11 protein-coding genes are annotated in these 12,202 nt (G+C 60.9%); 6 read left to right on the top strand and 5 right to left on the bottom strand.

Features of this window, described 5'->3' with window-relative positions:
• Positions 1-68: 68 nt before the first annotated feature.
• Complete coding sequence (locus tag ACXR0M_RS12020) at positions 69-398, top strand: hypothetical protein (RefSeq protein WP_458832082.1); 330 nt, start codon at positions 69-71, stop codon at positions 396-398.
• 27 nt (positions 399-425) lie between these two features.
• Here the strand turns inward: ACXR0M_RS12020 and ACXR0M_RS12015 are convergent, their stop codons facing one another.
• A complete protein-coding gene (locus ACXR0M_RS12015) occupies positions 426-1,175 on the bottom strand; it encodes a hypothetical protein (RefSeq protein WP_458832081.1) in 750 nt (249 codons plus the stop codon).
• 267 nt (positions 1,176-1,442) lie between these two features.
• On the opposite strand from ACXR0M_RS12015, the gene ACXR0M_RS12010 reads away from it, so the two are divergent.
• Positions 1,443-2,174: a hypothetical protein gene (locus ACXR0M_RS12010; protein ID WP_458832080.1), complete on the top strand. Its 732-nt coding sequence runs from the start codon at positions 1,443-1,445 to the stop codon at positions 2,172-2,174.
• 72 nt (positions 2,175-2,246) lie between these two features.
• The gene (locus tag ACXR0M_RS12005) at positions 2,247-4,166 is read left to right on the top strand and encodes an alkaline phosphatase D family protein (protein ID WP_458832079.1); all 1,920 of its coding nucleotides are present in this window, start codon (positions 2,247-2,249) and stop codon (positions 4,164-4,166) included.
• 402 nt (positions 4,167-4,568) lie between these two features.
• On the opposite strand, the gene ACXR0M_RS12000 is transcribed toward ACXR0M_RS12005, so the two are convergent.
• Positions 4,569-5,741, bottom strand: a complete 1,173-nt coding sequence (locus ACXR0M_RS12000; RefSeq protein WP_458832078.1) for an acetylornithine/succinylornithine family transaminase — start codon at positions 5,739-5,741, stop codon at positions 4,569-4,571.
• A 102-nt stretch (positions 5,742-5,843) separates the two neighbouring features.
• Here ACXR0M_RS12000 and ACXR0M_RS11995 point away from each other — a divergent pair, with 102 nt between their 5' ends.
• On the top strand, positions 5,844-6,749 hold the full coding sequence (locus ACXR0M_RS11995) for a LysR family transcriptional regulator (RefSeq protein ID WP_458832077.1): 906 nt from the start codon (positions 5,844-5,846) through the stop codon (positions 6,747-6,749).
• On the opposite strand, the gene msrA is transcribed toward ACXR0M_RS11995, so the two are convergent.
• From msrA to msrB, 3 genes are read right to left on the bottom strand one after another with little or no spacing between them, the layout of a single operon-like run.
• On the bottom strand, positions 6,686-7,456 hold the full coding sequence (gene msrA / locus ACXR0M_RS11990; RefSeq protein ID WP_458832076.1) for a peptide-methionine (S)-S-oxide reductase MsrA: 771 nt from the start codon (positions 7,454-7,456) through the stop codon (positions 6,686-6,688). The two genes, ACXR0M_RS11995 and msrA, sit on opposite strands and share 64 nt — an antisense overlap.
• Positions 7,457-7,471: 15 nt before the next feature.
• Entirely contained in the window at positions 7,472-9,247 is a 1,776-nt protein-coding gene (locus ACXR0M_RS11985) for a cytochrome c biogenesis protein DipZ (RefSeq protein WP_458832075.1), read from the bottom strand.
• Positions 9,248-9,290: 43 nt separating this feature from the next.
• Positions 9,291-9,809 (bottom strand): peptide-methionine (R)-S-oxide reductase MsrB, encoded by a 519-nt coding sequence (gene msrB, locus ACXR0M_RS11980; protein ID WP_458832074.1) that lies wholly within the window; start codon positions 9,807-9,809, stop codon positions 9,291-9,293.
• A gap of 150 nt (positions 9,810-9,959) precedes the next feature.
• Between msrB and ACXR0M_RS11975 the strand changes: the two genes are divergently transcribed.
• Entirely contained in the window at positions 9,960-10,670 is a 711-nt protein-coding gene (locus ACXR0M_RS11975) for a response regulator transcription factor (protein ID WP_458832073.1), read from the top strand.
• The gene (locus tag ACXR0M_RS11970) at positions 10,667-12,187 is read left to right on the top strand and encodes a sensor histidine kinase (protein WP_458832072.1); all 1,521 of its coding nucleotides are present in this window, start codon (positions 10,667-10,669) and stop codon (positions 12,185-12,187) included. The genes ACXR0M_RS11975 and ACXR0M_RS11970 overlap by 4 nt, the downstream gene beginning before the upstream one ends.
• Positions 12,188-12,202 lie beyond the last annotated feature (15 nt).

Genomic DNA, 12,202 nt, shown 5'->3' with positions numbered 1-12,202 from the left:
CTGCCGAAGGCTGCGATCTTTTGATCTGCATCTGCGTTACCAACAGGACATCTCAAAGGACTCACCGCATGGAAACATCACTCGAAACCGTCGCCCTGTTTTCCCTCAAACTCGCTTACGAGGAAGAAGGCCTGAGCCCGATTTTGCGGGATGACATGGTCATGGGGGATTATCAGAAAGACGTGTTCGAGTTGCTGGTGAAACGTGGCGATATCCAGACCATTCAGTTCAAGATGAACGAATGCCTGGGTTTGGCGATGGACGCGTTGGGTGGTGTCGAGAAGCCACTGGGGCGGGAGTTGCACAAGCTGTCAGCCGATTTCAGCCAGGCGCAGACGCTGGAGCAGCTCGATCAGCCGCTCCTTGCGCTCAAGGGTTATCTGAAAGACATTCTCTGAGCTGTTGCGCCATGCGCGCTCAGCCTTTCAGCGCCGAGCCTTCAACACCCGAATATCCGTCGGAAAGCCGTCCGCCCCGACAAGCTTCTTCCAGCCCACGTACTGAAACTCGCCCTTCTCATCAATGTAATCACCCTTCGCCACCGAACGCCCACCGACAATCGCCACGCGTTTTTCTTCACCACAGCCGCCATCCGACGGGCGAACGCTGTAGATCACGTAGGGTTTCACGTATTGCGTGGCACGGAAGTATTGGCCGCAGACTTCGTCGACGGTGATCAGCATGGTTTTCAGGCGGGCTTCGCCGGCGGTGTCTTCGTGCAGTTTGAGGAAGGAGATTTCGCCGACGTCGCTGTAGCCGAGTGAGCGAGCACGTTGGTATTGCGGGGATTTCTGGTGGGCAGCGCGACCTTGCTCGGCGGCCTGGTTCATTCTGGCGGCGAACTCGGCGTTGCCTTGGGCAATCATGGCTTCACCTTGCGCGGCGACGTTTTCGCATTGGGCGAATTCTTGCGAGTTGAGGTATTGCGGCGGCAGGTTTGAGCGGCGTTCGGCCATGATCCGCAGGCTGCTATCCAGGTCGCCTATCACCTCAACGGCGCCAGGCACGCGACCGCTCTGGACATCGGCGATTTTGCTCTGGATTCGCTGGCAGTTGCCGAGGTAGTACTTCCAGCTGTTTTCCGGGTGTTCTTGCCACGCGGCGAATGCCGGAGTGATGGCGGTGACGAGGATGATTGCACTGAGCAGGCGCAGCGCAGAAGCGACTTTTGGCATGAGTAGTCCATTACCGGAAGCAAGAAAGTGGCGCGACGCTACTATTTTGTTATCTTGCCGTCCACTTGGCGTGTCGAGGGCTGGCAACTCGACTGATTTCGAAGGATGGACACCATGGACGTTTTGTTTTTCTTTATGGCCTGGTCCGGCATGTGAAGGTCTTCGTGGCGTCAGATCTCAATTTTGCTATCTTGCCGCCCCATCGTTGGAGCGCATCATTCACGGTGTGCTGAATTCAGGTTTTTGCAGATTTAAGGAAGGAATCGAATGGCGTTTCTGAGTTTTCTGGCCTTCATCGCCGCTTGGGGTTTGATGTGGCGCTGGGTAGTGAAAAATCGCGGCAGCTGGAACCTGTTTTACGGCAACGTCGTTGGCGCGGCGGGTGGGTTTATCGTTGGCATGGTGGTGCTGTCGATCATGCTTTCGTTGTTCCCGTCGGCGCGTATACCGGAAAAGGCGCCAGCCGAAGATGTCATTACGCAGAGCGATGTGACCACCAGCCTGTTGCCGGAAGCCGAGTCGGATTCGACGTCCACCATGCTGGAAACCGCACCGGTCTTTGCCGCGATCGAACCGGACAATCAGCCTTCTGCGCAGGATTCCGCACTGCTGCCGAACTACGCCAGCCGCGCACCGACATCGATGTCGGAAAAAGCCGTTCTGGACCAGAGCGACGCGCAGGGGCGCAAGGCATTCACTGCGCTGCGCAACAAGCTTGGGCAGAGCGCCGACAGCGATAAATCGATGCTCGCCTACGTCATGTGCAGCCCGCTGGTCACCAGCACTCTGCGCTTCCCGGCGTCGGCGCGCTTTGCCGACAGCTCCGCGATTGTCACCAAGCGCTTCAAGGATCAGGTCTACACCCTGAGCAACAAGATCACCGCGCGCAACATGAACGGCGATGACGTCACTTATCGCTTCGACTGCTCGGTGCAAGAGCAACCCGCGTCTGCCGAATGGCGCCTGCTGGCGTTGAAGCTGCAGAAGGTTGACGCTTAAGCCTGGTTTAAGGGTTCAAGGCGTCGGCTGCGCTATCATCGCCAGCCCGTGCGCCTTGAGCCTTGCCGCCGAATGTCCCTGATTCCTGCTGATGTGAACCCGCTGCCTCCGGTGTTGGCCGGCCCGCTGCTGCGCCGACTGGAACCGACGCGAGTGGTGCTATGGCTGGTCGGCAGCCGCGAGCTATCGCTGACCTTGCGCTTGCAGGGTGTAGGAGACATTCCGCTTGATGCCGGGAAATGTACGGTCATTCCTGTCGGCACTCGAGCGTTTATCCATCTCATCGACGTGTGCCTCGAAAGCGCCCTGCCCTGCGACACCTTTATTGATTACGACCTGCTGATCGATGGCCAGACGCCTATCGCGGAATGGGCGCCGCATCTGTTGTATGGCAACGCCCAAAGTCCGAATCTGGTTGTGCGCTCGCGGATCGATCAGTTGCTGCACGGCTCCTGCCGCAAACCTCATCATCTAGCGGCCGACGGCCTGCTCTGTGTCGATCAACTGTTGTCCGGCGAAACCGATCCGCGACAACGTCCCGCCCTGCTGATGATGAGCGGCGATCAGATCTATGCCGACGATGTTGCCGGACCGATGCTGCGAGCCATTCATGGTTTGATCGAGCGTCTCGGCCTGTTCGACGAACACCTCGAAGGCGCCGTGGTCAGCGACAGCACGAAGCTCTACGAACACCCGGCCAGTTACTACCACCGTGCGGATTTATTACCGGCGCTGGAGAGCAACGAGACATTGCGCAAGCGATTTTTCGGCGGCGCGCGTAAGCCGATTTTCACCAGCAGCAGCGCAGACAATCACCTGGTGACGTTCGCCGAAGTCATGGCGATGTATCTGCTGGTGTGGTCGCCGGTTGCGTGGACGCTGATCAATCCGACAGCACCAGCACTGACGCCTGAACGCCTGCAGCGCTACACCCTCGAACAAACCCGCATCGATAGCTTCAAGGCCGGTCTGGGCAAGGTCGCGCGGGCGTTGGCGCACCTGCCGAGTCTGATGATTTTCGACGACCACGACATCACCGATGACTGGAATCTGTCCGCGCAATGGGAGGAAACCGCCTACGGTCATCCGTTCTCCAAACGCATCATCGGCAACGCCTTGATCGCCTACATGCTGTGCCAGGGCTGGGGCAATAATCCGGATGCGTTCAAGGATCTGCTGCAGAACACTGAACGCCTGAGCGCCATCGCTGAGGATCGCTACCTCGACAGCCCGCTGCAGGATGCGCTGATCGATGAGTTGCTGCGTTTTCAGCATTGGCACTTCGTGCTGCCGATCAGCCCGGCACTGGTGGTACTCGACACCCGTACCCGACGCTGGCGCAGTGAAATGACGCTCAAGCAACCGTCGGGACTTCTGGATTGGGAGGCGCTGAGCGAACTGCAGCAGGAACTGCTCGATCACCCGTCGGCGATCATCGTTTCACCGGCACCGATCTTCGGCGTGAAGCTGATCGAAACCGTGCAGAAGGTTTTCAGCTGGTGCGGTTATCCGCTGCTGGTCGATGCGGAAAACTGGATGGCCCACCGTGGCGCCGCGCAGGTGATCCTGAACATTTTCCGACACAAACGTACACCCGGAAACTACGTGGTGCTGTCCGGCGATGTGCATTATTCCTTCGTCTACGAAGTGCTTATCCGACACCGCAAGGCCGGGCCGCGGATCTGGCAGATCACCAGCAGCGGGATCAAGAACGAGTTTCCGAAAACCCTGCTGGAATGGTTCGACCGCCTCAACCGCTGGCTCTATTCGCCACGCTCGCCACTGAACTGGTTCACCAAACGCCGGCGCATGCGCATCGTGCCGTACGCCCCGGAGCATGCCGAAGCGGGTGAGCGGTTGTGGAATTCGGCAGGGATCGGGCAGGTGTTTTTCAATCAGCAGGGGCAGCCGAGCGAGATTATTCAGCACAATTCGAATGGGGCGGTGAAGACGCGGATGCTGGCGCCGGATTCGGCCGCTTATCCGGATTAAACCGATGCCGCGACTTGCTGTAGGAACAAGCCTGCCGCACCAGCGTTACGACAATGGCGGCGAACCTGTCGAAATTGAAGTCGTCTGACCCGACGCCTTCGCGAGCAAGCCCGCTCCCACAAGTATTGGCGTCTAACGCAGGTCCTGTTAACAACACCAACTCTGTGGGAGCGAGCTTGCTCGCGAAGGCGATTGATCACTCAGTATAAATATCGACTGACCCACCGCTATCGCGAGCAAGCTCGCTCCCACAAGTATTGGCGTCTGACGCAGGTCCTGTTAACAACACCAACACTGTGGGAGCGGGCTTGCTCGCGAAGGCGATTGATCACTCAATATAAATATCGACTGACCCACCGCTATCGCGAGCAAGCTCGCACCTACAGGATTAGCGGCGACCTGTTAGTGCGCGCTCACAGCAAGCGCAACTCCTCTGACAATCATCCCCACCTCCCGCTCATCAATCGTCAGCGGCGGCAGCAGCCGTATCGTCTTGCCGCGCGTGACGTTGATCAGCAACCCATGATCCCGCGCTGCAATCAGCGTCAGGTCGCGGATCGGCTGTTTCAACTCGATCCCGATCATCAAGCCCTGGCCGCGTACTTCCAGCACGTTGGGGTTGTCCGCCAGCTCGGCGCGCAGACGGTTTAACAAGCGTTCGCCCTGCACCCGGACGTTCTCCAGCAAGCCCTGTTCTTCGATGATCTCCAATACCGTGCAGCCGACCCGGCAAGCCAGCGGATTGCCGCCAAACGTGCTGCCATGACTGCCGGGGGTGAACAGATCTGCCGCCCGGCCCCGCGCCAGGCAGGCACCGATCGGCACGCCGTTGCCGAGGCCTTTGGCCAGGGTCATGACATCCGGGACGATGCCTTCGTGCTGGAACGCAAACCACTGGCCGGTGCGGCCGATGCCGGTCTGGATTTCGTCGAGCATCAGCAGCCAGACGTGCCGATTGCACAGTTCACGCAGGGACTTGAGGTAACCGGGCGGCGCCAGTTGCACGCCGCTTTCGCCTTGAATCGGCTCGACCAGAATCGCCACGATCCGCTCGCCATGCTTTTGCTGGATCTGGTCCAGCGCGACCAGATCACCAAAGGGCACTTTGACGAAATCCCCCGGCAGCTCATTGAAACCCAGGCGCACCGCCGGCCCATCGCTGGCCGACAAGGTGCCCAAAGTGCGCCCATGAAACGCGTTGGCCATGACCACCACCAGCGGCTGTTCGATGCCTTTGCGCCAGCCGAACAAACGCGCCAGTTTCAGCGCAGTTTCATTGGCCTCGGCGCCGGAGTTATTGAAGAACGCCCGCTCCATCCCCGACAGCCGGGTGAGTTTCTGCGCCAGCTGTTGCTGCCAGTCGATGCTGTACAGGTTGGAGGTGTGCAGCAGCATTCCGGCCTGCTCGCTGATGGCTGCAACGATACGCGGATGCGAGTGCCCGACATTGGTCACCGCGACGCCGGCAACGGCATCCAGGTATTCACGACCAGCCTGATCCCAGAGGCGCGTGCCCAGACCTCTGGTGAAACTCAGGGCCAGCGGTTGGTAAGTGTTCATCAGGGCGGCGGTCATGACTTCAAACTCCAGTGAGGGTCGGTGTGTTTGCAGTATGGTTAGCCACCAGAACTGGATAAACTCGGCGAAACTTCAATCATTTAACAGCAGAGCTTGATAATGGACCTGTTGCAGGCGATGAGTGTGTACGTGAAGGTCGTGGAAGCCGGAAGCATGACGGCGGCTGCGCTGCAGTGCGAAATGTCCACGACCATGGTCGGCAATCACCTGCGCGCGCTGGAGCAACGGCTCGGCGTACAGCTGCTGCAACGCACCACTCGCCGCCAGCGGCTGACCGAATTCGGCAGCGTTTACTACCAGCGCTGTCTGGACGTTCTGGGATTGGTGGCTGACTCCGAGCGCTTGGCCGAACAAGCCCTCGACGAGCCGCGCGGTCTGCTGCGCATCACTGCGCCGCTAACCTTCGGGGTCGAACGTCTGGCCCCGGCACTCAGCGAGTTCTCCCTGCAGTACCCGCAAGTGAAAATGGACGTGGTGCTCACCAACAGTCGCCCGGATCTGCTGGAAAGCGGCCTCGACGTGGCGTTCCGGCTGGGACATTTCGAGCAGTCGAACCTGATCGCCCGGCCGTTGATCGACTACACCCTGACCGTGTGCGCCTCTCCCGCCTACGTCGCCCGGCGCGGCATGCCGATCACCCCGCAAGACCTGCTGCAACACGACTGTCTGTCGTTCGCCTATCCCGCCGGTGATGACTGGCAATCAGTGGAAAAACGCTGGCGTCTCAGCGGCCCGGACGGTGAGATTCTGGTGGATGTCAGTGGCCCGATGCTGATGAACACCTCCGCCGGTCTGCACCAGGCAGCGCTCACCGGCATGGGCATTGTGATGCTGCCGGATGCGCTGGTGGAACAGGATTTGCGCGACGGCAAACTGGTCAAGGTGATCCCCGATTACCAGGCCCCGAGCCGGCCACTGCATCTGTTGTATGCGCCGGATCGTTATCGATTGCCTAAGCTGCGGCGATTTGTTGAATTTGCGATGCGGACATGGGGCCGGTCCTGAAGCATCAACCCGCTCTTCACCAACACCGGCTTCTCCTGATACCGCTGCGTAAACAACTGCTTCAACTGCGCGACCTTAGGCATGTCGTTGATGACGATGTACGGATAACTCGGATGCTCGGTCAGGAAGTCCTGGTGATAGTCCTCCGCCGGGTAAAAGCCGTTGAAGCTTTCCAGTTTCGTCACGATGGGTTGGCGGTAGGCATGCGCCGCGTCGAGCTGGGCGATATAGGCCTCGGCTACCTTCTGCTGTTCGGCGTTGACCGGGAACAGTGCCGAGCGGTATTGCGTGCCGCTGTCCGGACCCTGACGGTTGAGTTCGGTCGGATTGTGGGCGACCGAGAAGTAGATCTGCAGCAAGCTGCCGTAGCTGACTTGTGTCGGGTCGAAGGTGACTTGCACCGACTCGGCGTGCCCGGTGTCGCCTTCACTGACCCGCTCGTATTGCGCCGTGTTCGCTGCGCCGCCGGCGTAACCGGAGACGGCGTTCTGCACGCCTTTGACGTGCTGAAAAACCCCTTGCACGCCCCAGAAGCAACCACCGGCAAACACTGCGGTTTCGCTGTGCGCCTGAGTGGTTTCATCGAGGGTCGGTGGCGGAATGACCACGGCGTCTTCGGCGCCGAAAGAAAACGCCGAGCATTGACCGATCATGCCGGCCATGGCGATGGCCAATAATCCGCGTCGCCAGTTGTTTTGATTGTTCATGTTGCGAACTCCCGATCAGCCGAAGGTGAAGGCGTAGGCCGATACGCCTGGGTCAAGAAATTCGATGCTGAAGGTGCGATCCTTCACCGCATCGGTTTGCCGAACCAACTGGTACAGACGTTGTTCGGTCACGCGACCGCTGCCGTCGGCGGCGACATCCACGCCGTGATCAGCACCCGGCGCCTGGCCATCGATGGACACTTTGAACCGTACCGGCTTGCCATCCACACCCGGGCCCAGCACCAAGTGCAAATCACGGGCGTGGAAGCGGTAGACGATGCGACTGGCTGGCGCGTCGGCGGTGGCGCGCTCGGCGCCGACGGCCCACTGGCCGCCGAGACTCCAGTCATTCAGCGTCAGCTTGGCCGGTGGGTTGTAGGTCGCAACCTTGTCAGGCACCAGTCCGGTTTGCGCCACAAAATGCTCCGCGCGCTGGTAGCCGACATAGGTTTCCGGCGACAGCACCTGAGTCATGTCTGGTGCCTGCTGCACACCTTGGGCATCGGCATTGATCAAACCCTCGGCGACGGTTTTTGCCCCGGCCTCACGCAACAACTGCTGAATCACGCGTTCCGACTCGGCGTAGTCGCCTTCGCCAAAGTGGTGGTAACGAATGCGTCCCTGGGCGTCGGCAAAGTAATGCGCCGGCCAGTATTCGTTGTTGAAAGCACGCCAGATCTTGTAGTCGTTATCGATCGCCACCGGGTAGTTGATGCCCAGTTCCTTCATGGCTTTGCTGACATTTCCCACATCGCGCTCGAAGGCGAATTCCGGGGCGTGCACACCAATCACCACCAGCCCCTGATCGCGGTACTTTTCGGCCCAGGCTTTGACGTACGGCAACGTGCGCAGGCAGTTGATGCAGGAGTAGGTCCAGAAATCCACCAGCACCACTTTGCCCTTCAATGCCTGGGCGTCCAGCGGTGGCGAATTGAGCCATTGCACCGCGCCATTGAGCGGCGGCAACTGGCCTTCGACCAGCAATGTCGCCGAAGCCTGATCGGCGACTTTCATCGCACCGCCTGCGGCAGGAATTTGCGCCATCATCGTTCCGCTGGCAGGCGCTGACTTACCGGAGAGTTGGCCGACCAACGCTTGCTCCAGCCCACCAGTCGAGGCCGTCGACACCCGCGCCAGAATCCCGGTGTCGAGACCCAGCGCGATCGCTGCCACCCCGGCCAGCATCGCCGCCCCGAGCCCGCGCCGAATCCATTCACCGGTGCCAAGCGAGCGTTTCATCAGCGCAAAAACCTTACCGCCCAGCAGCAAAGCCGCCGCCAGCGAAGTCGCGGCGCCTGCCGCGTAGGCGAGCAACAACAGCGTGGTGGCGATGCTTGCCCCTTGCAGCGCGGCGCCGGTCAGAATCAAACCGAGAATAGGCCCGGCGCAGGGTGCCCAGAGCAGCCCCGTGGCGACGCCGAGCAGAAACGACGCGCCGGGACGCGGACGACTGTCCTGGCCGGCGGCCTCGGACAAGCGGCTGCCGGCCGACACCAACGGCCGGGTCAGGCGCTCGGCGAGGCGCGGCAGCAGCAGCGTCAGCCCGAACAGTGCAACGAACAGCAACGCGAGCCAGCGACCGTACTGATTGACTTGCACCACCCAACCGCCGCCCACCGCCGCCAGCGTGGCGACGAGGGCGAAGGTCAGCGCCATCCCGGCCAAGAGCGGCAAGCCACTCTTGATAAACGGCTGCGCGCTGCGAGCGAAGACAAAAGGCAGAACAGGCAGGATGCACGGACTTACGATTGTCAGCACACCGCCCAGATAAGCGAGAACCAAGAGCCACATGATGTCGTCCTGCAGAAAGTGAAAATCGAAAAAGGCCCATGGCTCACGCCGCCACGGGTTTGAAGGTCATTGCCAGGCCATTCATGCAATAGCGCAGACCGGTGGGTTTCGGGCCGTCGTCGAACACATGCCCAAGGTGCCCGCCGCAGCGCCGACAGTGGACTTCATTGCGGGCCATGCCGAACGAGTGGTCCTGCCGCGTCGCCACCGCGTGCTCCAGCGGCGCCCAGAAACTCGGCCAACCGGTGTGGCTGTCGAACTTGGTCGCCGATGCAAACAGCGCCAGTTCGCAGCCCGCACAAGCGAACGTGCCGTTGCGATGCTCTTCGTTGAGCGGGCTGGTATAGGCGCGCTCGGTGCCTTCTTCACGCAGGATCGCGTACTGCTCGTCGGTGAGCCGCGCACGCCATTCACTGTCGCTGTGGGTAACTTCAAAAGCCTCATCGGCTTGCGCCTGATCGATCAGCGCAGCGCCCGGCGACAATTTTGGCAATACACCCGCCACCAGGGCTGCAAGCCCCAGCCCGCCGCTCGCTACGAGAATCTGTCGCCGTGAAAACATGGCCGTCTCCAAAATTCCAGGTGTCTGTTCCGGAACACAGCCTAGGCTTGGGTTGATCGCCAAATCCTCACGGGAAGTTAACGAATTCGTGATAACTCGCCCTGAGGAAAACCCGCACAATGCGCTCACTGCGCCGAAGGATTGAGCTTGATGGAACCGACCAGACGCATCCTCGTGGTCGAGGATGACCAACACATCGCCGACTTGATTTGCCTGCACCTGCGCGATGAACATTACGACGTCGTGCACTGCGCCGACGGCGACGCAGGCATGCGTCTGCTGCAACAAGGCCAGTGGGATGCGCTGATCCTCGACCTGATGCTGCCGGGGGTCGATGGCCTGGAAATCTGCCGCCGCGCCCGGGCGATGGCGCGCTACACACCGATCGTCATCACCAGCGCGCGTTCCAGCGAACTGCACCGCATCCTCGGTCTGGAACTGGGCGCTGACGACTACCTGGCCAAACCGTTTTCGATGCTGGAACTGGTAGCGCGGGTCAAAGCCCTGCTGCGCCGGGTCGACGCCATGGCGCGCAATCTGAAGATGGACGCCGGTAGCCTGAGTCTCGATGGTTTGAACATCGACCCGATTACCCGCGACGTCACTCTCAATGGCGAGCGGCTGGATCTCACGCCGCGGGAATTCGACCTGCTGTATTTTTTCGCCCGGCAGCCGGGCAAGGTCTTCTCACGCATGGACCTGCTCAACGCAGTGTGGGGTTACAGCCACGAAGGTTACGAGCACACAGTCAACACCCACATCAATCGCTTGCGGGCGAAGATCGAAAGCGATCCGGCGCAACCGACGCGTATCCTCACCGTGTGGGGCCGGGGCTATAAATTCGGCGCGGAACAAGCATGAAACTGACCCTGTCGCAGCGCCTGTCGCTGGTGTTCGCCGTGTTGTTGCTGGTGTGCTGCGGCACCTCGGCATGGCTGCAGGTGCGTTCGAGCAAGATGCATGAGCTGGAAGTGGTGCAAGGCCTGTCGCGGGACCTGGCGCAGCACATCGCCCATGACACGGTGCTGATGGACAGCAATGGCCTGATGCCCGGTGCCGTGCGCGAGCTGTTCGGCAAGCTGATGCTGGTCAACCCGAGCGTCGAGGTGTACCTGCTCGACCCCGACGGGCGGATTGTCGGTAACGCTGCCCCGGAAGGGCATCTGCGCCGGGAGACCGTCGATCTGGCACCGATCCGCCGTCTGCTCAATGACCAGCCGCTGCCGATCCTCGGCGATGACCCGCGCAGTGCCGATGGACGCAAGGTGTTCAGTGCCGCGCCGTTGCGGGTCAATGGCAAGCCGGCCGGCTATCTGTACGTGGTGCTGCTCAGCGAAGAACACGATCGCTTCGCCGAACGCGGTGCCACCAGCGCCGCGCTGAACACCGCTTTGCTGTCGATCGCCCTGGTTGCCTTGTTGTGCCTGATTGCCGGTCTCACCGCGTTCAACCTGATCACTCGACCATTACGCCGGCTGACCGAAACCGTCAGCCGCTTCGATATCGACGGCACGCCGCAAGCGCTGGCGGCCCCGTCGAACGCGGTGGATAAAAGCGCTGATCCGGACGAAATCGCCGTGCTCGACGCCACCTTCCGGCAGATGCAGAACCGCCTTGGTGAACAGTGGCGCTCGCTGACCCGCCAGGATCAGGAACGCCGTGAGCTGGTGGCGAATATCTCCCATGACCTGCGCACGCCCCTCGCCTCGCTGCACGGTTATCTGGAAACCCTGTCACTCAAGGATGCCACCCTCACTGCCGAAGAACGTCGGCGCTATCTGGGCATCGCCCTGGATCAAAGCCGCAAGGTGGGTGGACTGGCGCAGTCGCTGCTGGAGCTGGTGCGCCTGGAGCACGGTTTCGTGCAACCGGTGCTGGAGCGCTTCTCGCTGATCGATCTGCTGCAGGACATCTTCCAGAAATTCGAACTGGCCGCCGAAGCCCGCCATGTCGAACTCAAGGCCAGTTTCGTGCCGAACCTGCCGACGGTCTACGCCGACCTCGGGCTGATCGAGCGGGTGCTGACCAACCTGGTGGACAACGCCTTGCGCCATACCCCGCAGGGTGGCGAGATCGTGCTGGACTTGCAGGCCCACGGCGCCGTTGTCGAGGTGACGGTCAGCGATACCGGCCCCGGCATCGCCCCCGAGCTGCGTGAAAGTCTGTTCCTGCGACCGTTCAATATCGGCGGCGCACGACGCGACGGCGGGCTGGGGCTGCGCATCGTGCATCGCATTCTGCAGTTACATGGGCGCGAGATTCGCCTGCTGGATGTCGCGGGGCGTGGCGCGACGTTTCGCTTCTCGCTGCCGACCGATCAGCAGACTGCTGAACAGTGGATGATGCGCTCGATGAATTCGGACACACCGGACAAATAATCCGCACCGTCGGCC

The sequence above is a fragment of the Pseudomonas sp. Eth.TT006 genome (assembly GCF_054456575.1).
Note: the sequence above shows the minus strand (reverse complement) of the source record. Positions and strands in the feature narration are given on the sequence as shown.

Excerpts from the sequence above, each read along its gene's own strand:
- ACXR0M_RS11975 (WP_458832073.1), top strand. The coding sequence starts at position 9,960 with ATGGAACCGACCAGACGCATCCTCGTGGTCGAGGATGACCAACACATC.
- ACXR0M_RS11970 (WP_458832072.1), top strand. The coding sequence starts at position 10,667 with ATGAAACTGACCCTGTCGCAGCGCCTGTCGCTGGTGTTCGCCGTGTTG.
- ACXR0M_RS11995 (WP_458832077.1), top strand. The coding sequence starts at position 5,844 with ATGGACCTGTTGCAGGCGATGAGTGTGTACGTGAAGGTCGTGGAAGCC.
- ACXR0M_RS12000 (WP_458832078.1), bottom strand. The coding sequence starts at position 5,741 with ATGACCGCCGCCCTGATGAACACTTACCAACCGCTGGCCCTGAGTTTC.
- ACXR0M_RS11985 (WP_458832075.1), bottom strand. The coding sequence starts at position 9,247 with ATGTGGCTCTTGGTTCTCGCTTATCTGGGCGGTGTGCTGACAATCGTA.
- ACXR0M_RS12005 (WP_458832079.1), top strand. The coding sequence starts at position 2,247 with ATGTCCCTGATTCCTGCTGATGTGAACCCGCTGCCTCCGGTGTTGGCC.
- msrB (WP_458832074.1), bottom strand. The coding sequence starts at position 9,809 with ATGTTTTCACGGCGACAGATTCTCGTAGCGAGCGGCGGGCTGGGGCTT.
- ACXR0M_RS12015 (WP_458832081.1), bottom strand. The coding sequence starts at position 1,175 with ATGCCAAAAGTCGCTTCTGCGCTGCGCCTGCTCAGTGCAATCATCCTC.
- ACXR0M_RS12010 (WP_458832080.1), top strand. The coding sequence starts at position 1,443 with ATGGCGTTTCTGAGTTTTCTGGCCTTCATCGCCGCTTGGGGTTTGATG.
- msrA (WP_458832076.1), bottom strand. The coding sequence starts at position 7,456 with ATGAACAATCAAAACAACTGGCGACGCGGATTATTGGCCATCGCCATG.
- ACXR0M_RS12020 (WP_458832082.1), top strand. The coding sequence starts at position 69 with ATGGAAACATCACTCGAAACCGTCGCCCTGTTTTCCCTCAAACTCGCT.